The sequence below is a fragment of the Brachybacterium sp. J153 genome (assembly GCF_036311905.1).
Lineage (GTDB): Bacteria > Actinomycetota > Actinomycetes > Actinomycetales > Dermabacteraceae > Brachybacterium.
In genome coordinates, this window is sequence record NZ_JAZDCH010000003.1 from 56,336 (window position 1) to 78,348 (window position 22,013).

15 protein-coding genes are annotated in these 22,013 nt (G+C 72.8%); 11 read left to right on the plus strand and 4 right to left on the minus strand.

Going from position 1 to position 22,013, the window contains the following annotated elements:
* Positions 1 to 19 precede the first annotated feature (19 nt).
* Positions 20 to 913, plus strand: coding sequence for a co-chaperone YbbN (locus V1258_RS01530; RefSeq protein ID WP_329748037.1), 894 nt, complete (start codon positions 20 to 22; stop codon positions 911 to 913).
* A 39-nt stretch (positions 914 to 952) separates the two neighbouring features.
* On the opposite strand, the gene glgB is transcribed toward V1258_RS01530, so the two are convergent.
* From glgB to glgX, 3 genes are all read right to left on the minus strand, one after another.
* Positions 953 to 3,172: a 1,4-alpha-glucan branching protein GlgB gene (gene glgB, locus V1258_RS01535; RefSeq protein WP_329748038.1), complete on the minus strand. Its 2,220-nt coding sequence runs from the start codon at positions 3,170 to 3,172 to the stop codon at positions 953 to 955.
* 1 nt (position 3,173) lies between these two features.
* Entirely contained in the window at positions 3,174 to 5,153 is a 1,980-nt protein-coding gene (locus V1258_RS01540) for an alpha-1,4-glucan--maltose-1-phosphate maltosyltransferase (protein ID WP_442878550.1), read from the minus strand.
* A 260-nt stretch (positions 5,154 to 5,413) separates the two neighbouring features.
* Positions 5,414 to 7,657 (minus strand): glycogen debranching protein GlgX, encoded by a 2,244-nt coding sequence (glgX, locus tag V1258_RS01545; RefSeq protein ID WP_329748040.1) that lies wholly within the window; start codon positions 7,655 to 7,657, stop codon positions 5,414 to 5,416.
* A 209-nt stretch (positions 7,658 to 7,866) separates the two neighbouring features.
* Between glgX and V1258_RS01550 the strand changes: the two genes are divergently transcribed.
* The 10 genes from V1258_RS01550 (at position 7,867) to V1258_RS01595 (ending at position 19,550) form a co-directional block, all read left to right on the plus strand.
* On the plus strand, positions 7,867 to 8,979 hold the full coding sequence (locus V1258_RS01550) for an AAA family ATPase (protein WP_329745306.1): 1,113 nt from the start codon (positions 7,867 to 7,869) through the stop codon (positions 8,977 to 8,979).
* Between the two features lie 26 nt (positions 8,980 to 9,005).
* Complete coding sequence (locus tag V1258_RS01555; RefSeq protein WP_329745307.1) at positions 9,006 to 9,902, plus strand: DUF58 domain-containing protein; 897 nt, start codon at positions 9,006 to 9,008, stop codon at positions 9,900 to 9,902.
* Positions 9,889 to 10,398 (plus strand): hypothetical protein, encoded by a 510-nt coding sequence (locus V1258_RS01560; protein ID WP_329745308.1) that lies wholly within the window; start codon positions 9,889 to 9,891, stop codon positions 10,396 to 10,398. The genes V1258_RS01555 and V1258_RS01560 overlap by 14 nt, the downstream gene beginning before the upstream one ends.
* Positions 10,389 to 11,411 carry a vWA domain-containing protein gene (locus tag V1258_RS01565; protein ID WP_329748041.1) on the plus strand — a complete coding sequence of 341 codons (1,023 nt, stop codon included), beginning with the start codon at positions 10,389 to 10,391 and terminating at the stop codon, positions 11,409 to 11,411. The genes V1258_RS01560 and V1258_RS01565 overlap by 10 nt, the downstream gene beginning before the upstream one ends.
* On the plus strand, positions 11,411 to 12,406 hold the full coding sequence (locus tag V1258_RS01570) for a vWA domain-containing protein (RefSeq protein WP_329748042.1): 996 nt from the start codon (positions 11,411 to 11,413) through the stop codon (positions 12,404 to 12,406). The genes V1258_RS01565 and V1258_RS01570 overlap by 1 nt, the downstream gene beginning before the upstream one ends.
* Positions 12,403 to 13,347 carry a hypothetical protein gene (locus V1258_RS01575; RefSeq protein WP_329748043.1) on the plus strand — a complete coding sequence of 315 codons (945 nt, stop codon included), beginning with the start codon at positions 12,403 to 12,405 and terminating at the stop codon, positions 13,345 to 13,347. The genes V1258_RS01570 and V1258_RS01575 overlap by 4 nt, the downstream gene beginning before the upstream one ends.
* The gene (locus tag V1258_RS01580) at positions 13,341 to 14,540 is read left to right on the plus strand and encodes a cysteine desulfurase family protein (RefSeq protein WP_329748044.1); all 1,200 of its coding nucleotides are present in this window, start codon (positions 13,341 to 13,343) and stop codon (positions 14,538 to 14,540) included. The genes V1258_RS01575 and V1258_RS01580 overlap by 7 nt, the downstream gene beginning before the upstream one ends.
* A 114-nt stretch (positions 14,541 to 14,654) precedes the next feature.
* Positions 14,655 to 15,734 (plus strand): tRNA 2-thiouridine(34) synthase MnmA, encoded by a 1,080-nt coding sequence (mnmA, locus tag V1258_RS01585; RefSeq protein ID WP_329748045.1) that lies wholly within the window; start codon positions 14,655 to 14,657, stop codon positions 15,732 to 15,734.
* Entirely contained in the window at positions 15,731 to 16,855 is a 1,125-nt protein-coding gene (locus V1258_RS01590) for a hypothetical protein (protein ID WP_329748046.1), read from the plus strand. The genes mnmA and V1258_RS01590 overlap by 4 nt, the downstream gene beginning before the upstream one ends.
* Before the next feature lie 247 nt (positions 16,856 to 17,102).
* Positions 17,103 to 19,550, plus strand: coding sequence for an NAD-dependent DNA ligase LigA (locus tag V1258_RS01595; protein WP_442878551.1), 2,448 nt, complete (start codon positions 17,103 to 17,105; stop codon positions 19,548 to 19,550).
* An 18-nt stretch (positions 19,551 to 19,568) separates the two neighbouring features.
* On the opposite strand, the gene V1258_RS01600 is transcribed toward V1258_RS01595, so the two are convergent.
* Positions 19,569 to 21,833 carry a RecQ family ATP-dependent DNA helicase gene (locus V1258_RS01600; protein WP_329748047.1) on the minus strand — a complete coding sequence of 755 codons (2,265 nt, stop codon included), beginning with the start codon at positions 21,831 to 21,833 and terminating at the stop codon, positions 19,569 to 19,571.
* Positions 21,834 to 22,013 lie beyond the last annotated feature (180 nt).

A 22,013-nucleotide genomic window follows, 5' to 3' on the forward strand; every position in this document is an offset into this window, starting at 1 on the left:
CCGTCGAAGGAGCTCCTCCGTGACCGATCCCTACGGCATCATCGATCTCGCCGCCCTCAAGCAGCCCGCCGACGGCGGCGCCACCGCGGGGGAGGCCTCCGCGCACGAGGTGACCGTCACCGAGCAGGGTCTGCAGCAGATCGTCGGGGACTCGCAGCAGATCCCGACCCTGCTCCTGGTCACGAGCTCGCGCGTGCCCGAGGGCGCCGGCTTCCTCGCCTCCCTGCGCCGCGGTGTCGACGCTCACGCCGGGGCGGTCCGCCTCGCGGTGGTCGACGCGGACACGCAGCCGCGCGTCGCCCAGGCCCTCCAGGTCCAGCAGCTGCCGAGCCTGCTGCTGCTCCTGCTCGGCCAGGTCCAGCCGATCGTCGCCGGGGTGCTCCCCGACGGCGAGATCGACGCGCTGCTCAAGCAGGTCCTCGACCTCGCGCGCCAGCAGGGCCTCGAGGTGCCCGCGGGCGAGGGGTCCGAGGGCGCCGAGGAGCCTGCCGCCGAGCCGCTGCCGCCGCTCATCGCGGAGGCCTACGAGGCGATCGACCGGGGCGACCTCGACGGCGCCGTCGCCGCCTTCGAGAAGCATCTGCGCGAGAACCCCGCCGACGCCGAGGCGCGGACCGGACTCGCCACCGTCACCCTCATGCGGCGCACCCAGGGCGTCGATCTCGACGAGGTGCGCCGGGAGGCCGCGGAGAAGCCCGGGGATCTCTCCGCCCAGATGCTCGCCGCCGATGTGGACATGCTCGGCGGTCATGTCGACGACGCCTTCGGGCGTCTGCTGGACCTGCTGCGCGGCGCCGACCAGGACACGAAGGATGCGGTCCGCACCCGCCTGCTCGAGCTGTTCGAGATCGCCGGCGCCGAGGATCCGCGCGTCGCACCCGCCCGCAAGCGCCTCGCGAACCTCCTGTTCTGAGGCGCCTGCCGGCGGGCTGGGCTCCGCCGGCGCTCGGGCTCAGCCGGCGCGCAGCCGCTCGGGGATCAGCACCACTGCTCCGAGCGGCGGGACCGACAGCCGCACGGAGTGCTCGCGACCGTGCATCCCCACCGGCTCGGCGTGGACTCGGCCGAGGTTCCCGACCCCGCTGCCGCCGTAGACCGGGGCGTCGGAGTTGAGCACCTCGAGCCACGTCCCGCCCTCGGGCAGCGGGATCCGGTGCTCGTGCCAGGCCTGCGCCGAGTAGTTCAGCACCACGACCACCGGATCGCCCGCCTGGTCCCGGCGCAGGTAGGCGAAGACGTTGTGGACCGCGTCGTCGCCCAGCAGCCACTCGAAGCCGCCCGGATCCTGATCCCGCTGGTAGAGCGCGGGCAGCTCCCGCTGGAGGGCGTTGAGGTCCTTGACCAGCTGGTGGGTGCCGCGATGCAGCGGGTACTCGAGCAACCACCAGGGCAGCCCCGCCTGCTCCGACCATTCGGTGCCCTGGGCGAACTCGGTGCCCATGAACACCAGCTGCTTGCCGGGATGCGTCCACTGCAGGGCGAGGGTGGTCCGCAGCGTGGCCGCCTGCTGCCAGTCGTCCCCCGGAGCCTTGCGCAGCAGGGAACCCTTGCCGTGCACGACCTCGTCGTGGCTGATGGGCAGCACGAAGTTCTCGGAGTACTGGTACACCATCGCGAAGGTCATCTCGCCGTGGTGGTACTGGCGGTGGATCGGGTCCTGGCCCACGTAGGCGAGCGTGTCATGCATCCAGCCCATGTTCCACTTGAAGTGGAAGCCGAGCCCGCCCTCGGAGGTGGGCCGGGTGACGCCGGGGAAGGACGTGGACTCCTCGGCGATCATCACGATGCCGGGGGCCCGTTTGGCGGCGGTCGCCGTGGCCTCCTGCAGGAAGCCGATGTTCTCCAGGTCCTCGCGTCCGCCATGGCGGTTGGGGATCCACTGCCCCTCGGCGCGCGAGTAGTCGAGGTACAGCATCGACGCCACCGCGTCGACCCGCAGGCCGTCCACGTGGAACTCCTCGAGCCAGTAGCACGCGTTGGCCACGAGGAAGTTGCGCACCTCGCGCCGGCCGGTGTCGAAGACGTACGTGCCCCAGTCCGGATGCTCGCCGCGGCGCGGGTCGGCATGCTCGTACAGCGGGGTGCCGTCGAAGCGCGCAAGCGCCCACTCGTCCTTCGGGAAGTGGGCGGGGACCCAGTCCAGGATCACGCCGATCCCGGCCTCGTGCAGGGCGTTGATCAGATGGCGCAGCTCGTCGGGGGTTCCCAGCCGGGAGGTCGGGGCGTAGTAGCCGGTGACCTGATAGCCCCACGAGCCGCCGAAGGGATGCTCCGCGACGGGCATGAACTCGACATGGCTGAAGCCCATGTCGCGCACGTAGTCCACCAGCTCGACGGCCAGCTCGCGGTAGCCGAGCCCGGGGCGCCAGCTCGCGAGGTGGACCTCGTAGACGGACATCCGCGTAGCGAGCGGATCGTGGTCGGCGCGCTCGGCGAGCCAGGCGTCATCGCTCCACTCGAAGTCCGAGTCGGTCACGATCGATCCGGTCGCCGGCGGCACCTCGGTGCGTCGGGCCATGGGATCGGCCTTGTCGCGCCAGGTCGAGTCGGCGCCCAGGATCCGGAGCTTGTACACCTCGCCGACGCCGACGCCGGGCACGAAGATCTCCCACACGCCCGAGGCGCCGAGGCTGCGCAGCGCGTGGCCGCGTCCGCGCCAGCCGTTGAAGCCGCCGACGACCTGCACGGCGCGGGCGTTGGGGGCCCACACCGTGAAGGAGGTGCCCGCGACCCCGTCGAGCGTGCGCACGTGCGCGCCGAGCGCCCGCCACAGCTCCTCGTGGCGGCCCTCGCGGATGAGGTGCAGGTCGAGCTCACCGATCGTGGGCAGGAAGCGGTAGGGCTCCTCGAGGTCCACCGGGTCCGCGCCCTCGGACCAGGTCACCCGCACCCGGTAGGAGGGCAGGTGGGGCTGCGGCAGGACCGCGGTCCAGATGCCGTCGTACTCGTGCTCCATCGCCGCGGTGGTGCCGTCGGGCAGGAGCACCGCGACCTCGTGCGCGAGGGGCTTGAGGGTGCGCACGGTGACAGCGCCCTCGTACTCGTGCGCGCCGAGCACGGAGTGCGGGTCGTGGTAGCTGCCGGTGGCGGCCGCTCCGAGCTCATGCTCCCCGAGCGGCATGCGCGGTGCGGGGGCCGGGAGTCCGTCGGTGCCCTGGGTGGTCGATGCCATGTCAGCTCTCCTCGGGGTGGATGACGCGCAGGACGTGCGCCGGCCGGTCGGCGGCGCGGAGGATCACGGAGGGCGCCGCATCCCAGCGGTACCGCTCCCCGGTCAGCAGGTCCTCGACCTCGAAGGCCGTGGCACCGGGCTCCAGGCCCAGGGCGCCGAGGTCCAGGTGCAGGGTGGTCCAGGCGTCGCGGTCGTGCTCGGTGAGGGACACGACCAGCACCGTGTCCGGCGCGCCGGTCCCGGAGGACGCCGCGTCGAGGTGCTTGGAGAACACCAGGACCTGCGGGTCCTCGGCCTCGTGGAAGGAGATCGCGGTGAGCGACTGCAGGGCCGGGTGCTCGCGGCGGATCCGGTTCAGCGCGGTGAGCAGCGGCTGCAGGCTCTCCCCGCGGGCGAGCGCCCCCGCATGGTCGCGGGGCTTGTACTCGTACTTCTCGTTGTCGATCTGCTCCTGCGCCCCCGGCCGGGGGACGTCCTCGACGAGCTCGTACCCGGCGTAGATGCCCCAGGTGGGCACCAGGGTCGCGGCGAGGATCGCGCGCAGCGCGAAGGCCGCTCGCCCGCCGCCGCTCATGAACGGGGTGAGGATGTCGTGCGTCGTGGGCCAGAAGCTGGGGCGCATGTACGGCGCGGCCGCGACGAGTTCCTCGAGATACTCGCGCAGCTCCTCGGGGGTGTGGCGCCAGGTGAAGTAGGTGTAGCTCTGGTGATAGCCGACCTTGCCCAGGGCGTGCATCATCGTGGGCCGGGTGAAGGCCTCCGCCAGGAAGATCACCTCGGGGTGCTTCGCGTCGAACTCCGCGAGCAGCTCCTCCCAGAAGCGCACCGGCTTGGTGTGCGGGTTGTCGATGCGGAACAGGGTGACCCCGTGGTCGACCCAGTGCTCGAGCATGTCCCGGATCGCCGCGTAGAGGCCCTCGTAGTCCGTGTCGAAGCTGAGGGGGTAGATGTCCTGGTACTTCTTCGGCGGGTTCTCGGCGTAGGCGATGCTGCCGTCGGAGCGGACCACGAACCACTCCGGATGCTCGGCGACCCAGGGATGGTCGGGGGAGCACTGCAGGGCGATGTCCAGGGCCACTTCGAGCCCGAGCTCCTGCGCCCGGGCGACGAAGGCGTCGAAGTCCGCGAGCGTCCCGAGATCGGGGTGGATCGCGTCGTGCCCGCCGTCCGCGGAGCCGATCGCGTACGGCGAGCCGGGATCGCCGGGCTGCGGCTCGAGCGTGTTGTTGCGGCCCTTGCGGAAGGTCGACCCGATCGGATGGATCGGGGTGAGGTAGGCGACGTCGAAGCCCATCTCGGCGATCCGGTCGAGGGACCGGGTCGCGGTGGCGAAGGTCCCCGAAGTCCAGCCGAGTCCCTCCTCGAAGCGCGCGCCTTCGGAGCGGGGGAAGAACTCGTACCACGAGCCGTAGAGCGCCCGGCGGCGATGCACGATCAGACGATGGGGGCCGGAGACGGTCACGCCCTCGCGCAGCGGCCGGACCGTCATCAGCCCGCGGAGGTCCTCGGCGAGCGCCGGGGCGACCCGGGCGGCGGGGGAGAGGGAGGAGCTGCGCAGCGAGGCGAGGGCCGCGCGGACCACGGGCCCGTCGGCCTCGGGGCGGGTGCCCGCGGTGATCTCCGCGAGGATCGCCTCGAGCACGACGGCGCCGTCGGCGCAGACCAGCTCGACGTCGAGACCGGCAGGGATCTTCACCTCGGCGACATGGGCCCAGGTCGCATACGGCGCGGAGAAGGCCTCGACGCGGAAGGACCAGTGGCCGGTGGCGTCCGGGCGCACCGGCGCCTCCCAGAGGTCCAGGCCAGGGTTCGTCGAACGCATGCGGGTGACGGTCTCGGAGCCGTCCGGGGCGGTGAGCACCACCTGGACACCCATCGCATCGTGGCCCTCGCGGAAGGCGTTCGCCCGCACGGTGACCGTCTCGCCCTCGACGCAGGAGGCGGGGAAGCGGCCGCCGTCGACGACGGGCTGCACCTCCATGATCGGGATCCGGCCCACGCCGGCGTCGAGACCGACCGGTCCGCCCGGACCGCGCGGTGCGGCGGGGGCGGGCGCGATCGGCTCCGTCGCGGCTGACGAGACAGGCAGAGCCGACGGGGCCGACGAGGTCGTCGGGTCCGCCGCGGCCGACGCGGTCTGGGGGGCCGGAGTCCCGCTCGACGCGGTGGGGTCGGTGGTCTCGGTCATGGCCTCTCCTGCCTGGCACCACAGGGTGCCTGCGACGGTCACGGTGACACGCCTCACGATAGCGTCTGAACAGGCTCCTGCGGACCGCGGGCCGGGAGTCCGAGCACCACCACCGAGCCCCCGGCGACCTCGAGCGAACCGTCGACGATGGGGGTGAGCGAGCGGTCCCCCGGCCGCTCCGCCGCCGTGTCGAGCAGCACCCGTGCGGTGCCCTGCGGCCAGGGCGCGCGCGGCAGGCGGACCGTCGTCGGGCCCTCCTCGGAGGAGAGGATCACCAGCAGGTGCTCGGCGCCCTCGCGGCCGTGCACCGCGGGGCGGAGCATGGTGAGCAGATGACGGGAGGGGTCCATCCAGCTCCGGTGGTCCATCTCCTCCCCGTCGGCCCCGAACCAGGCGATCTGCCCGGCGTCGAGCGCCGCCGGATCCGCCGGTCGCAGGAAGTGCGGGGAGCGCAGCTGCGGATGCTCCCCCCGCAGGCGCAGCAGCTCCACGACCGTCTCGCGCAGCGCCGTGGCCCGGGCGTCGAGGCGCCAGTCGATCCAGGAGATCTCGTTGTCCTGGCAGTAGGCGTTGTTGTTGCCCCGCTGGGTGCGGCCGAATTCATCGCCCGCGGTGAGCATCGGGGTCCCCGAGGCGAGCAGCAGCGTCGCCAGCAGGCTCCGCGCGCTGCGCCGTCGTGCCGCCTCGATCTCCGCGGCTCCCTCCTGCGCGGGATCGACCTCGCCCTCGTGGCCGTGGTGGTAGGAGCGGTTGTTGGAGGTGCCGTCGCGGTTGTCCTCGCCGTTGGCCTCGTTGCGCTTGGTCTCGTACACCGTGAGGTCCCGCAGCGTGAAGCCGTCGTGAGCGGTGACGTAGTTGATCGACGCCCAGGGTGAGCGCAGGCTCCTGCCCTCCGGCAGCTCGGGCGGGTCCTGCGCGGAGAACAGGTCGGAGGAGCCGGCGAGGCGGGTCGCGAGGTCGCGGACCCCGCCCACCCCCGTCTCGCCGGTGCGTGCCCGGTGCCCGCGATCGGCGAGCCAGAAGGAGCGCACGTCGTCGCGGAAGGCATCGTTCCACTCGGCGAAGGGCACGGGGAAGGAGCCGGTCTGCCAGCCGCCCGTGCCCACGTCCCAGGGCTCGGCGATCAGCTTGACGGTGCGGAGCACGGGGTCCGTCGCGATCGCCCGCAGCAGCGGGTGGTCGGGGCGGAACCCGCGGTCGTCGCGGCCCAGGGTCGCGGCGAGGTCGAAGCGGAAACCGTCCACGTGCACCTCGGTGACCCAGTAGCGCAGCGAGGAGAGGATCAGGTCCATGACGTGCACCGAGCGCGGATCCAGGGTGCCGCCGGTGCCGGTGACGTCCTGGAAGATGCCGCCGTCGGTCCAGTAGTACTCGAGATTGTCCAGCCCCCGCAGGGACAGCGAGGGCCCGTCGGCGCCGCCCTCGGCGGTGTGGTTGTAGACGACGTCGAGGACGACCTCGAGCCCCGCCGCATGGAGGTTGCGCACCATGGTCTTGACCTCGTCGAGCACCGCCTGGGCGCCGGCCTGCTGCGCCGCCGTCGTGGCCAGCGAGGGATCCGGGGCGAAGTATGACAGGGTCGAGTAGCCCCAGTAGTTGGTCAGCCCCAGCCGCGTCAGATGCGGCTCGTCCATCGCCGCGTGGATCGGCAGCAGCTCGACCGTGGTCACGCCCAGGCTGCGCAAGTACCCCGTCACCGCGGGATGCCCGAGCCCCGCATAGGTGCCGCGCTGCTCGTGCGGCAGATCCTCCTGCAGCCGGGTGAAACCCTTGACGTGCAGCTCGTACAGCACCGTGGCGTCCCAGTCGACGAGGGGGCGCAGGTCGTCCTGCCAGTCGAAGGCGTCGGAGACCACGACCGACCACACGGCGCTGTCCGCCGAGTCGGTCCTCGAGAGCTCGTGCTGCTCGCCCACGCGATCCAGCATCGAGTCGACCTCGAAGGGGAAGAAGCTGCTCAGCAGCGGGGAGGAGTGCGAGATGCCACGCGCCCACGGGTCCAGCAGCAGCTTGTGCGGGCTCGAGAACAGGCCCCGGGCGGGATCCCACGGACCGTCGACCCGCAAGCCGTACTCGGTACCCGGGACCATCCCGGTCACGTGGTCCCAGCGCAGACCGCCGTCGAAGTGGCGCAGACGCTGCCGGCGCTCGGCCGCCCCCTGCCGGATGCACAGGTCCACCGCCCGGGCCCGCGGCGCGGCGACGGCGAAGGTGCCCCGGCCCTGCTCGTCCACCGAGAGTCCCGGCGACGTGGGGGCGACCGGGGGCGTGGCGCGGTCGAAACGATCTGCTTGCACGAGCACATTCTCGCATCGGGCGCGCACCACGCCGGGCGCTGGGAGGACGTGGCAGGGGGAGGGCGCTAGGATCGACCCGGCGCAGGTGGCCCGGATCACGGGCCTGCCCGCCCGTCGGCGTCGGGGGAGGGGCCCGCGCCGGGATCATGCCGCGCATGATCACTGCACGTTGACCGCACGAGAACCGCACGACGGGGGAGCCGCAGCACATGAGCATTCCACCCAGCCAGCCGCCCGCCCGCCCGGCCGGGCCCGCGCCGAGCCCGGCCGGAGGGCCGGGTCGGCCTCCGTCGGCGGGAGGGGGACGGCCCCCGGGGCAGTTCGCGCCCTCGTCCGCGGCGATCACGCCGCGCGACCTCGAGCGCAGCGCCGCGATCGTCTCGACCATCACCCGGGTCTTCCAGTCCCGCGTGGTCGGCCAGGAGAACCTGCGCCTGACGCTGCTCGCGGCGCTCGCCGCGGGCGGTCACGTGCTGCTGGAGTCGGTGCCCGGTCTGGCCAAGACCACCGCGGCGAGCGCGCTGGCCTCTTCCATCACGGGCTCCTTCGCGCGCATCCAGTGCACCCCCGACCTGATGCCGAACGACATCATCGGCACCCAGATCTTCAACTACGGCTCGGGCACCTTCACCACGCAGCTGGGGCCGGTGCACGCGAACGTCGTGCTGCTCGACGAGATCAACCGCTCGAGCGCCAAGACGCAGTCGGCGATGCTCGAGGCGATGCAGGAGCGGCAGACCTCGATCGGCGGCGAGGTGCACCGCCTCCCCGAGCCGTTCATGGTGCTCGCGACCCAGAACCCGATCGAGGAGGAGGGCACCTACGTCCTCCCCGAGGCGCAGATGGACCGCTTCCTCATGAAGGAGATCCTGACCTATCCGCGTCCCGCGGAGGAGCACGAGATCCTCGACCGCTCGACCTCCGGGAGCCTCACCGGGCAGCGCGAGGCCGTCGCCACGGTCTCCCTCGAGGATGTCCGCTTCCTCCAGGAGATGGTCGACGCGGTCTACGTCGATCCCGCCGTGAAGCGGTACATCATCGATCTGGTCTTCACCACGCGCGGCTCGGGCCCGCGACCGGTCCCGAACCTGACCCAGTCCGTGCGTGTCGGGGCGAGCCCCCGCGGCTCCCTCGCCCTGATGAAGGTCGGCCAGGCGCATGCGCTGCTGCACGGGCGCGACTACGTGACCCCGGACGACGTGCGGGCCATGCGCTACGGCGTGCTCCGCCACCGTCTCGTCCTCACCTTCGACGCCCTCGCCAGCGGCATCAAGCCCGAACAGATCATCGACGCGGTCTTCCACGCCGTGCCGATGCCCTGACCGGATCCGAGCAGGGGGCAGGGCGCATGGCGGTCTCGCTGATGACCAGGGTGAAGGCCCGGGTCGATCTGCACACCTCGAAGCGGGCGCGCGGACTGATCCAGGGGCGCGGCCGCTCGCTCTTCAAGGGCAGCGGCGAGGACTTCGACGACCTGAAGTACTACCAGCCCGGGGACAAGATCTCCGACATCGACTGGAAGGCCACGGCCCGCTCCGGCGAGCCGCTGATCCGCCAGTTCAACGAGGAGCGGGTGCGGCATCTGTCGATCGTCGCGGACACCTCGAGCGCGATGGCGGCGACGGCGGCCGACGGCTCCTCGAAGCGCGATGCGATGATCCTCGCGGCCGGCATGGTCTGCTTCCTCGCCCAGCAGTCGGGCGATCTCGTCGGACTCGTCGCCGGCGGCGAGAACCGGCCCATCCAGCTGCCCTCGCGCTCGAGCGACGGCCACTTGGAGATGCTGCTGCGCACCATCCAGCAGTCGACCACCACCGCGGCGCCGTCGCCGGACAGTGCGTGGCTGCTCGAGCGGGCCTTCCGCGTCACCGCGCGCCCCACCCTGATGACGATCATCACGGACGAGGCCCACCCCTCGGTCGAGGACTTCTCCCTGCTCCGTCGCCTCACCACGCGTCACGACCTGCTCGTGGTGCGCATCGCGGATGCCGACCCGCTGCTCGCCGGGGACCTCGACCACGAGGTCGTCGACGTCGAGAACCCGCGCGAGGTGGCCTCCCTCGCCCGCACCTCTGCGCGGGTCGCCCGGGACGTCGCGGCCTACCGGAGGGCGCGCAGCGAGGGCATCACCGAGATGCTCGACCGCCTCCACATCACCCACGTGCTCGCGCAGGGGGAGACGACCGTGGTCGACGACATGGTCGCCATGCTGCGCTCGAGGGAGTACCGCCATGCCCGTCCCTGACGCGACCGCCCGGCTCGGCGCGCTGCTCGCCGCCCCCGAGCCCGAGATCATCGACCCGCCCCAGTACTCGATCGCGTGGCTCATCCTCGCGGCGCTCTGCGTCCTGGTGATCGTCGCGCTGATCGTGGGCACCCTGAAGATCACCCGCGCGATCGAGAAGCGCATCGCCTACCGCTCGCGGCCCGACGAGGTCGAGGGCCTCAAGGCCGAGTTCCTCCGCGCCGTGAACGACATCGCCGATCGCCACGAGGCCGAAGGGATCGAGGCGCGGGCCGGCCACCACGAGCTGACCGGGGTGATGCGCCGCTTCGTGCGCCGCACCACCGGGCACGACGTGACCAGCCAGGACATCGCGACCCTGGTCGCCGATGAGCGGACCCGTGCGGTCGGGGAGCTGATCAGCGACCTCTACGAGCCTGACTTCGCCCGCGCCTCGGACGCCGAGCTGCGCGACTCGGTGCGCCGCGCGAGGGAGGTGATCCGGGAATGGTCATGATCTTCTGGTGGGTCACCGCCCTGCTCCTGATCGCCGCGATCGTCGTCTGGGCGATCACCTTCGTGAACCGGCGGGCGATGCGGAAGTCGCCCGTGCTGGTCGCGAACTCCCGGTTCCTCGACCGGGTGCCGAGCTTCGTGCGCGCCCAGCGGACGGCCCGGTGGGTGCGCGTGCTGCAGGTGGGCATCGCGGTGCTCGGCGTGATCGCCGCGAGCATCCTCTCGGGCCGCATCGCCTCCGAGCGGATAGAGACCCCCGAGTTCGCCTCGCGCGACATCGTGCTGTGCCTGGACGTCTCGAGCTCCATGTACCAGTACGACGCGGAGATCCTCGCGACCTTCGCCCAGCTCGTGGACGGCTTCGAGGGCGAACGGGTGGCGCTGTCGATCTTCAACTCGACCAGCCGCACCGTGTTCCCGCTGACCAACGACTACGACCTGATCAAGCGCGAGCTCGAGGAGGGCGCCGAGGCGATCGACTTCGACGAGTTCGGCTATCGCGTGGGCAGCCGCGACTACTCGCAGGAGAAGGTGCGCCAGTACGTCGAGTTCGTCGAGGGCACCCAGGGCATCTCCGACGAGGCCTCCGTGGTGCCCGACGGCCTCGCCTCCTGCGCTCAGGTCTTCGACCAGGCCGAGGAGGACCGCTCGCGGTCGATCATCTTCGCGACCGACAACGAGGTCAACGGCGAGCCGATCTTCACGCTGCAGGAGGCCACGGAGTCCGTCGCTTCGCGGGGCATCGACCTGTACACCTTCTACCCCGGCGCGTACGAGTGCGGGCCCGGCTGCTTCGAGGAGCTGCAGGAGGCCACCGAGGACCAGGACGGCGAGCTGTACGAGTCCTCGGACCCCGAGGCGATCCCGTCGATCATCAACGAGATCCAGAAGACCCAGGCCGAGGTGCTCGGGGCCAGCCCCACCGTGATCCGCACGGATCATCCGGGGACCGGCTTCGTGCTCACCTTCCTCTCCCTCGTGGCAATCCTGGCCCTGGGCTGGAGGGCGCGCTGATGCGGCTCGAGTTCCTGATGCCCCTCTGGGCCACGATCCCGCTCTTCGGCGCCATGCTGACCCTGTGCGTGGTGCTGCTGGTGCGGCGTCCCCGCCAGCGGACCGCGTGGCTGCGGCGCCTGCTCATGGTGCTGCTGCTCGCCGTCGTCGCGCTGCGACCGGTCACCCCGATCGACGCCGAGCAGACCGAGCGGATGAACGCCAACGTCTTCTTCGTCGTCGACCGCACCGGATCGATGAACGCCGAGGACTACGCCGAGGGGCAGCCCCGCCTCGACGGGGTGAAGGCGGACATGCAGCAGATCATGGGCATGACCGAGGGCGCGCGCTACTCGATCATCGCCTTCGACTCCTCGGCCACCTCGCAGCTGCCGCTGACCACCGATGCGGGGGCGGCGGCCGCCTGGATCGACACCCTCGAGACCGAGCCGACCGCCTACTCGCAGGGCTCGAACGTGGACCGGCCCCTGGCCACCCTCCTGTCCGAGATCACCACCGTGCGCGAGGAGGACCCCGACTCCCACGTCCTGGTCTACTTCCTCTCCGACGGGGAGAACACCGACGAGCGGGAGTCCGAGTCCTTCTCCGCCGCCCAGGGCTACGTCGACGGCGGAGCCGTGCTCGGCTACGGCACGCCCGAGGGCGGCCCGATGAAGGCGCAGGGCGGAGCGACCGACGGCGAGTACATCACCGACTCCTCCGGCCAGCAGGGCATCTCCATGATCGACAGCGCGCAGCTGGAGACGATCGCGGGCGAGCTCGGGGTGCCCTATCTCCACCGCACCGACCCCGAGGAGCCGATCGAGGGCACGATGGAGGGCATCACGCTGCGGCCCATCCCCTCGGAGGACTCCCGCGACGTGACCAGCTTCGAGGACTGGTACTGGGTGGCGTCGATCCCTCTGACCGCCCTGCTGATCTGGGAGCTGGGTGAGATGACCTACCGACTGCCGCGGAAGCTGGACCGCTACGACGTGTCAGGAGCACAGCGATGAGCACCTCCCTCGAGCAGCGCCCGGATCCCGCCCCGGAGACCCCGGCCCGCGACGAGCCCGCCGCCGGGCGCGATCGTCGCCCCTCGGGGGCGCGGCGCGATTACGGGCTGAACGTGCGCCGGCTGCGGATCACCCGGGCGATCGTCTTCGCGATCCTGGCCCTGCCGATCCTGGCGCTCGCCGGTCTGACCGTCCGTTTCGTGTCCATGCCGATCGCGCAGGCGCATCAGCTGGCCGCCTACGAGGACGGCGACTACCCGGAGGCCATCGAGCGGCTCGGGCCGCTGGACCGGCTGAACTGGTTCGAGCCGTACATGCCCCATCTGGATCGTGGCACCGCCCTGCTGCAGCAGGGCGAGGACGCCGCCGCCGAGGCGGAGCTGCGCGTGGCGATGTCCGAGTGGGAGTCGCGCACCGACCTCAACGCCCCGCTGCACGCGCAATGCAAGATCGCCAACAACCTCGCGATCTCCATCGAGCGCCAGGCGGACCTTATCGAGGACCCGCAGCAGCGCGCCGACCGGCTCTTCGAGGCCGAGGAGATCCTCCAGCCCTGCCGCGGCGGCGGCGGTGGCGGCGGCGAGGGCGACGGACAGGGCGGCTCCGGCAGCGGCAACGAGGACGAAGAGACCACCGAGGGGAACGGCGAGCGCGTGGAGAAGAAGCGCCGCGACGCCGACGAGGAGGCCGGCAACGATCCCGACGCCCGCGGCGGCGAGGAGCAGGAGGACGACGGCGGCACCACGCCGATGGACCCGGGCGAGCCGGTGCGCGAGGATCCCGAGGGCGACGGCCCCGAGGAGGAGAAGCCCACCGAGGGCGACCCCGAGCAGCAGCAGAAGGACGAGGAGCTCGAGCAGCGCAACCGGGACGCGCAGGAGGAGGGCGGCGACGGCGAGGGCGACGGCGGCGCCCCGCAGGATCCGAGCAAGCCGTGGTGACTGCGGCGGACCCCCACCCCGCGCAGCGCGCCTATCTCGACCACGCCGCGACCACCGTGCTGCGGCCCGCCGCCCGCGAGGCCTTCCTCGCGGCGTCGGCCGTGCACGGCAACCCGTCCTCCGTGCACGCCGCGGGCCGACGCGCCCGAGCCGTGCTCGACGAGGCGCTCGAGCGGATCGGCGGGCTGCTCGGCGTCCCGCGCAGCTGGCTGATCATGACCTCGGGCGGCACCGAGGCGGACAACCTCGCCCTCCGCGCCGTGCCCCGCGCCGTCGTGGCCCGGGATCCCCGGCGCACCGCCGTCGCGGTCGCCGCGACCGATCATCCGGCCGTGCTGGCCACCGCCCGCTCCCTCCAGGACGGCTCACCCTCGCTCACCGCGCGGTTCCTCCCCGTCGACGCCTCCGGGCTGCTCCGTGACGAGGCGGTACGGGAGGCCCTCGCCGATGGCGCCGTCTCCCTGGTCAGTGCCGCCCTGGTGAACAACGAGACCGGCGCCCTGCAGGACCTCGCCGCGCTCGCCGCGGCCGCCCGCCCCCACGGCACGCTCGTGCACACCGACGCGGTCCAGGGGCTGGGGACCGCACCGCTTCCCGATCTCGCGGACATCGACCTGATGTCCCTGTCGGGGCACAAGATCGGCGCCCCCGTCGGCGTGGGTGTGCTGGTGGCGCGCCCCGAGGTCCCCTTCGCGGCGATCAGCACCGGCGGCGGGCAACAGCGCGGCGTCCGCTCCGGCACCCTCGACGCCGCCCAGGCCGCCGCCTTCGCCGCGGCCCTCGAGGAGACGTTGCGGGAGAAGGCCGAGGAGACCGCGCGCGTCCGGGCTCTCGCCGGGCGCCTGCGCGCGGGGATCCGGGAGCTCGACCCCGGTGCACGGTTCACCCTGCCCGAGGACTCCCCGCAGTCGGGCCACATCGTGCACGTGGTCTTCCCCGGCGCGGATTCCGACTCGCTGATGTTCCTGCTGGACGAGCGCGGGGTGGACTGCTCCGCCGGCTCGGCCTGCTCGGCGGGCGTCACCCAGGCGAGTCCGGTCCTCGCGGCGATGGGCTTCGAGGGGGCGGACGCGCGCGGCGCCCTGCGGCTCTCCCTCGGCTGGACCAGCGCCGAGGACGATGTCGAGCGCGCGCTCGCGGCGCTGCCCGAGGCGCTCACCCGGGCCCGCGCCGTCGGCTCCCTCTTCGGCTGAGCGCGCGGGGACGGTGACCGTCCGTACCGGACGCATCTCACGCCCCGCGAGCCTGTCGGCGGGCCCTCGCCTCCGTACACTCGATCGGGTGCACAGCGAGGAGGTGGCACCCCGATGAAGGTGCTCGCAGCGATGAGCGGGGGAGTCGACTCCGCCGTGGCGGCCGCACGCGCCGCCGAGGCCGGCCACGAGGTCGTCGGCGTGCACATGGCACTGTCCAAGAACCGCGACCAGACCCGCACCGGCTCGCGCGGCTGCTGCACCGTCGAGGACGCCTCCGATGCGCGCCGCGCGGCGGACAGGATCGGCATCCCCTACTACGTCTGGGACCTCTCCGACGACTTCCACGACCTGGTCGTGGAGGACTTCCTCGCCGAGTACGCGGCCGGACGCACCCCGAACCCCTGCGTGCGCTGCAACGAGCGGATCAAGTTCGCCTCCCTCCTCGAGCGCGCCACCCTGCTCGGCTTCGACGCCGTGTGCACGGGCCACTACGCCTCGATCCGCGCGGATGGCCCCGGCGGGGCGCCCTCCCTCCACCGCTCCCGCAACCAGGCGAAGGACCAGTCCTACGTGCTCGCGGTGATGGGACCGGACGCGGTCGGCCGCTCGCTCTTCCCCCTCGGCGAGTACGAGACCAAGGACGAGGTCCGGGCGGAGGCCCGCGCCCGCGGCCTGGGCGTCTCGACCAAGCCCGACAGCTACGACATCTGCTTCATCGCGGACGGCGACACCCGCGGCTTCCTCGAGCGCAGCCTCGGGGAGGTGCCCGGGGAGGTCGTCGACGCCGACGGCGCGGTGCTCGGCACCCATCGCGGCACCCACGGCTTCACCATCGGCCAGCGCAAGGGCCTCGGTCTCGAGCGTCCTGCCGCCGACGGCGCTCCGCGCTACGTCGTCGACCTCGACCCCGCCTCCCGCCGCGTGGTGGTGGGCGCCGCCGAGCTGCTGTCGACCCGCGAGCTCGAGGCCGCGGACCTGATCTCCTTCGAGGAGCTGCCCGTGGGCCGCTCCGTCCGCGCCCAGATCCGGGCGCACGGCGAGGCCACGCCCGCCACCGTCCTCGAGTGCGACGGGCGGCGGGTGCGCGTCGCCCTCGAGCGGCCGATCCGCGGCGTCGCCCCCGGCCAGACACTCGTCCTCTACGACGGCGACCGCGTGCTCGCCGCCGCCACCCTGGAGCGCCGCGCATGAGCAGACTCGTCACCCTCACCGGGGACGGCACCTTCCGAGCCCCCACCGCAGAGGAGGCGCAGCGTCTCGGCCTGCCCGAGGACCCGCACCTCGCCGCCCTGATGCGCCTGCGCGCGCTGCTCGGTGACGACCTCGAGGAACAGATCGGGACCCGTCTCTACCTGCCCTCGGCACTCGGTCTCGACGAGACCGACCACCTGCTGCCCGCGAGCCTCGCCCTGCTCGCCGAGACCACCGGCGACCTGGTCAGCTACGGCTGGCGCCTCGGGCCCGGCAGCGGTCGCGCCTGGCTCCACGCGCGGGAGCTGCGCGAGCGGATGCTCGACGCCGCGCGCATCGCGCTGCTCGGCTACGAGGGTCCGCTGATGGTGACGGCGCTCGGCCCCGCGACCCTGGCCGGCGCCACCTTCCTGCAGTCCGGGGAGCGGGCCCTCGGCGACCCGGGCGCCGTGCGGGACCTGCCGATGCTGCTCGCGGAGGGCCTGGTCGACCATCTCACCGCCCTGCGGGAGCGGGTCCCGGGTGCCGCCCAGCGCGTGCTGCTGCGCGAGGACGCGGTCGCCGCGATCCATGAGGGACGCATTTCCACGCCCTCGGGCCGCAGCCGCTACCCGGCCGTCCCCGCGCCGGAGATCGGGGCGCTGTGGCGGTCCCTGTTCGTGGCCCTCGACGACTACGGGCTCGACGCCCGCTCCGTCACCCTGGGTGTCGGGGCGGACCTGCGCCTGCTCCGCGCGGCCCGCGAGGCCGGCGCGCGGCGGATGGCGATCGCCCCGCGGCGCCTGCCCCCGCTGTCCACCCCCGTCGGCCGCGCGCTCTGGGAGGGCATCGCCGAGGCCGCCGACGACGGCTGCGCCTTCGAGATCGTCGTCGATCCGCGGCCGGGTGGGCGCCTCGGCCCGGAGGTGGAGATGATGCTCGAGACCTGGCGTCGCCTCGGCCACGCGGAGGCCGATGCCGCCGGCGTCACGGTGATCGCCCACACCGGTGTCTCCCACGGCCTGCACACCGGACAGGTCGACCCCTCGGCCCAGCCGGCCGTCTCGACGCTGCTGGACGAGGCGGCGCTCGAGGCGATGCTGCGGATCGCCCCCACCTGGGCGGAGCGCCTGGCCTCCTGAGCGGCGCGCTCGGCGTCCCGGGCGGGGGCGCCCCGGGCTCCACGCGGTCGTCGGGGGCGTGCGCGACAATGGTCCGGTGAACGACGCCGCCCCGGACTCGCCCTCCCCGAACCCCCATACCTCCTCGACGTCCTCGACGTCCTCGACCGTGCATCGCGGGACCGAGGACGCCCAGCAGCGCATCGCCGCCCTGACCGCGCAGATCGAGCAGGCCCGCGCGGACTACTACGAGCGCGATGCCCCGACGATGACCGACGGGGAGTACGACGCCCTCGAGAGGGAGCTGCGCGCCCTCGAGGCGGAGCACCCCCAGCTGGCCTCCGAGGACTCGCCCACCCGCACTGTCGGCGGAGCGGCGGCGAGCGGGCTGCCCACCGTCGTGCACGCCGAGCGGATGCAGTCCCTGGACAACGTCTTCTCGGTCGACGAGCTGCGGGAGTGGTGCGAGCACGCCGCGACCGAGCTCGGCGGCGCGCCCCGCTTCCTCACCGAGCTGAAGATCGACGGTCTCGCGATCAACCTCCGCTACGAGCACGGGGAGCTGGTCACCGCCGCGACCCGCGGCGACGGCCGCACCGGCGAGGACGTCACCGCGAACGCCCTGCGCATCGCGGGCATCCCCGAGCGACTCGAGGGCGAGGGGCATCCGCCGCTGGTGGAGGTCCGCGGCGAGGTGTTCATGCCCACCGAGGCCTTCGAGCGCCTGAACGCGCTGCAGGTCGAGCTGCGCGAGCGTGCCGTCGCCGAGGCTCGCAGCCGCTGGGAGTCCCGCGCCGCGAGCGGTCGGCGGGACTTCGACGAGGCCCGTGAGGAGCTCGCCGCGACCCGTCGCTTCCCCACCTTCGCGAACCCCCGCAACACGGCCGCGGGCGGGCTGCGCCAGCAGCTCGACAAGAAGGACGGACTCGAGCGGGAAGCGGGAGAGGCCCGCCTCGCAGGCCTGCGCCTGACCGTGCACGGGCTCGGCGCGTGGCCGGATCCGCCGGTGGACTCCCAGAGCGAGGTGTACGAGCTGCTCGCCTCGTGGGGCCTGCCCACGAGCGCCCACCTCGGCGTGGCCGAGACCGTAGAGCAGGTCATCGCCTATGTCGAGCACCACGGGGAGCACCGGCACGACCTCGAGCACGAGATCGACGGGATCGTGGTGAAGGTCGACGCCTTCGCCCAGCAACGGGCCCTCGGCTCCACCTCCCGCGCCCCCCGCTGGGCGATCGCGGTGAAGTTCCCGCCCGAGGAGGTCACCACCAAGCTCCTGGACATCCAGGTGCAGGTGGGGCGGACCGGACGCGTGACCCCCTTCGGGGTGATGGAGCCGGTGCTCGTGGCCGGGTCGACCGTCGAGAAGGCGACGCTGCACAACCAGTTCGACGTCGAGCGGAAGGGCGTGCTGATCGGCGACACCATCGTGCTGCGGAAGGCGGGCGACGTCATCCCGGAGATTCTCGGCCCCGTCGAGTCCCTGCGCGACGGCTCCGAGCGGCCCTTCGTCATGCCGACCGAGTGCCCCGCCTGCGGCACCGAGATCCGCCCCGAGAAGGAGGGGGACAAGGACTGGCGCTGTCCCAACCGCCGCACCTGCCCCGCCCAGGTGACCGGGCGGGTGGAGCACGCCGGCTCGCGGGGTGCTTTCGACATCGAGTCCCTCGGCGAGGAGAGCGCGATCGCGCTGACCGATCCGGACAAGCGTCGCGGCGAGGCCCTCGCGGCGCTCGCCGAAGGCCACGCGGTGTACCTGCCGATCCGGGAGGTGGCCGACACGGAGCAGGAAGCCTTCGTAGTGCTGAAGAACGGCCAGGTCGTCCAGGGCACCGACGGGGTGCCGCTGCTGCGGATCACGGACGTCGACGACCCGCTGCTCCCCGCCCCGCAGCGGCCCGTGATCGACACCGGTGCCGACCTCTTCGACCTCACGGCCGAGGCGCTCTCCGAGGTGTTCGTCTGGCAGCCGGAGCGCCGCGACGGCGAGCCGACCGGGGACTGGCGCATCCAGCCCGCCTTCTGGACCCGGCCCCAGTTCCGTCACTACAAGCGGGACGGGGAGTGGCGGGAGGTCAAGGCGCCCGCCGCGCTGAAGCCCACCGAGGAGCTGATCGCCGAGCTGGAGAAGGCGAAGGGGCAGCCGCTGTGGCGGGTCCTGGTCGCCCTCTCGATCCGCCATGTCGGCCCCGCCGCGGCGCGCTCCCTCGCGACGGCCTACGGCACGATGGACGCGATCCGTGCGGCGAGCGTCGAGCAGCTGGCGGAGACCGACGGCGTCGGGCAGATCATCGCCGAGGCGCTCGTGGAGTGGTTCGCGGTGGACTGGCATCGGGAGATCGTCGACGGCTGGGCGGCCTCCGGGGTGCGCATGGCCGATGAGGTCGAGGAGGGCTTCGTGAAGACCCTCGAGGGCCTGACGGTCGTCGTGACCGGCGGGCTCGGGGGCTTCTCCCGCGACGGCGCGAAGGAGGCGATCATCTCCCGCGGCGGCAAGGCCTCCGGATCCGTCTCGAAGAAGACCGATTTCGTGGTGGTCGGCGAGAATGCCGGATCGAAGGAGACCAAGGCGCGGGACCTGGGGCTGCGCATCCTCGACGAGGCCGGCTTCGTGGCGCTGCTCGAGGGCGGCCCGGACGCCGTCGCCCTGCCGGAGGACGGTGCCGACGGTGCCGACGGTGCCGACGCGGCCGCGACGGATGACGCCGTGACCGACTAGGCCGCGCCGTCCGGGGCCTCAGGCCTCCTGAGCGAGCGCGAGCGGCAGCACGGGACCGGACCCGGCTCGGCGGAGCAGCCGGGCGGCGATCGCCATCGTCCAGCGGGTGTCGATCCGGTCGTCGACGAGCAGGATCGGGGCGCCGTCGAGCTCCTCGAGCCGGGCCTGCAGCTCGGGCCCCACGACGAATCGGTCCCAGAGGGCGGCCACGCGGAAGGCACTGTTGCGGGCGCCATGGAGCGGAGCGGCTCCGGCGGCGAGGCCGAGGGAGCCGAGGTCCTCGAGTCGTCCGATGGTCGCGATGCCGGAGGCGAGGGAGGTCACGAGCTGCGGCCGGGTGGTCGAGGGGACGGCGAGGACCGCCGCAGGGCGCTCCTCCCAGTCCCAGTCCTTCAGCACCTCGACGATCCGCCCGCCGATCCGCTCCGGCACGACGGCGTCGACCGGGCGGCCGTCCTCGTCGGTGCGCAGCAGCTCCCGCAGCGGCACCGCCCATCCCAGGTCCGACATGCGGGCGATGACCCGGCCCTCCGCAGCGCGCTCGCCTTCGGGGATCCGGCCCTTCGGCGCCCCCGCGCCGAGCAACCGGTCCAGGCCCGAAGGCCAGCTGGCGCGCGGTTCCACGGGGACGCCGACGCGGTCGAGCAGCGCCGCCACCCGCGCCTCCGCCGCGTCACGGTCCGACCCCTCGGCGGGGGCGGTGCCCGTCGTGGGATCGCCCTCAGAGCCGCCGCGAGCGGCGGTGCTGGCCGCGGCGCCGGGAGCGGGGTACCAGGCCCCCGCACACACATCGCAGCGGCCGCAGGGCACGGCGGTACTGTCGTCGAGCTGCCGGGCGAGGAACATCATCCGGCACTGCTCCGGGCCGCCCGCGAGCTGCTCGTAGGCGAGCATCGCCTGCTGCTCGTCGCGGCGGGCCCGGGCGACGGTCTCGTAGCGCTCGGCGTCGTAGTGCCACGGTGCCCCGGTCGCGATCCAGCCGCCCTTGACCGCCTGCACCGCCCCGTCGACGGCGAGCACCTTGAGCAGCAGCTCGAGGGCGCCGCGCCGCACATCGACCCGGGCCTCGAGCGCGGGGGTGCTGAGGGGCGAGCCGGACTGGCCGAGCACCCCGAGGACCTGCGCGGCGGACTCCTGCGAGGGCATCGAGGACGTCGCGAAGTACTCCCAGATCGCCCGGTCCTCCTTGCCGGGGAGGAGGAGCACGTCCGCCCGGTCCGTGGCACGACCGGCACGACCGACCTGCTGGTAATAGGCGACGGGGGAGCTCGGTGCCCCGAGGTGGATCACGAAGCCGAGATCCGGCTTGTCGAAGCCCATGCCCAGGGCGCTCGTCGCGGCGAGGGCCTTGACCTCGTTGCGCTTGAGCGCCTGCTCGAGCTCGGCCCGCTCCTCGGCGTCGGTGCGGCCCGTATAGGCGCGCACCCGCCGGCCGGGTCGATCCAGCAGCGCCGCGAGGTCCTCCGCCGCGGAGACGGTGAGGGTGTACAGGATCCCGGACCCCTCGAAGGCGTCGAGGTGCCGCACCAGGTAGTCGAGCCGGGCGCGATCATCCGGCAGGGACAGCGAGCCGAGTCGGAGCGACTGCCGAGTGAGCGGTCCGCGCAGCGTCAGCACCCCCGAGTCGCCGTCGGCCGCGCGGGCACCGATCCCCAGCTGCTCGGCGACATCGGCCACCACGCGGGAGTTCGCGGTCGCGGTCGTGGCGAGCACCGGAACCTCCGGGCCCATCTGCGCGACGAGGTCCCGCAGGCGCCGGTAATCAGGGCGGAAGTCGTGACCCCAGTCGGAGATGCAGTGCGCCTCGTCGATCACGAGTAGGCCGCAGCGGGCGATCAGCCGCGGCAGCTGCTCCTCCCGGAAACGGGGGTTGACCAGGCGCTCGGGGGAGACCAGCAGCACATCGATCTCGTCGCCGGCGAGCGAGGTCTCGATGTCCTCCCACTCCACAGCGTTCGCGGAGCTGATCGCCGCCGCCCGGACGCCGGCCCGGGCCGCGGCCGAGACCTGGTCCCGCATCAGGGCGATCAGCGGGGAGACGATCAGGGCGGGACCCGCCCCGCGGGCGCGCTGCAGATGCGCGGCGAGGAAGTACACGGCGGACTTCCCCCAGCCCGTGCGCTGCACGACGAGGACCCGTCGGCGGTCGTGCACCAGCGCGCGGATCGCCTCGTACTGGCCGTCGCGGAAGGCGGCGTCCTCGCGGCCGGTGAGGGCACGCAGGGCGAGGAGAGCCTCCTCGTGCAGCGGGTCGGTCGGGGCGCCGAGCGCGGTGTCATCCATGCCCCCAGTCTCCCCGGCCGCCCCGACCGATGGAGCCCGGCGAGAAGCGCTGTGGATGAGGGCGCCTTGGGGAGGAAGGATTGTTCCTCCGGCTGTCCTGCGGCGATGCCCGTCGGATCGCGGTCGCTGAGAAGGCTCTCATGCACTTCTCACCCGGAGCCGGGGTGCGTCTCATCACCC

Coding starts and splice junctions, on each gene's coding strand:
- V1258_RS01555 (WP_329745307.1), top strand. CDS start 9,006: ATGGCGGTCTCGCTGATGACCAGGGTGAAGGCCCGGGTCGATCTGCAC.
- V1258_RS01550 (WP_329745306.1), top strand. CDS start 7,867: ATGAGCATTCCACCCAGCCAGCCGCCCGCCCGCCCGGCCGGGCCCGCG.
- V1258_RS01595 (WP_442878551.1), top strand. CDS start 17,103: ATGACCGACGGGGAGTACGACGCCCTCGAGAGGGAGCTGCGCGCCCTC.
- V1258_RS01600 (WP_329748047.1), bottom strand. CDS start 21,833: ATGGATGACACCGCGCTCGGCGCCCCGACCGACCCGCTGCACGAGGAG.
- V1258_RS01575 (WP_329748043.1), top strand. CDS start 12,403: ATGAGCACCTCCCTCGAGCAGCGCCCGGATCCCGCCCCGGAGACCCCG.
- V1258_RS01565 (WP_329748041.1), top strand. CDS start 10,389: ATGGTCATGATCTTCTGGTGGGTCACCGCCCTGCTCCTGATCGCCGCG.
- V1258_RS01560 (WP_329745308.1), top strand. CDS start 9,889: ATGCCCGTCCCTGACGCGACCGCCCGGCTCGGCGCGCTGCTCGCCGCC.
- glgB (WP_329748038.1), bottom strand. CDS start 3,172: ATGGCATCGACCACCCAGGGCACCGACGGACTCCCGGCCCCCGCACCG.
- V1258_RS01540 (WP_442878550.1), bottom strand. CDS start 5,153: ATGGAGGTGCAGCCCGTCGTCGACGGCGGCCGCTTCCCCGCCTCCTGC.
- mnmA (WP_329748045.1), top strand. CDS start 14,655: ATGAAGGTGCTCGCAGCGATGAGCGGGGGAGTCGACTCCGCCGTGGCG.
- V1258_RS01590 (WP_329748046.1), top strand. CDS start 15,731: ATGAGCAGACTCGTCACCCTCACCGGGGACGGCACCTTCCGAGCCCCC.
- V1258_RS01570 (WP_329748042.1), top strand. CDS start 11,411: ATGCGGCTCGAGTTCCTGATGCCCCTCTGGGCCACGATCCCGCTCTTC.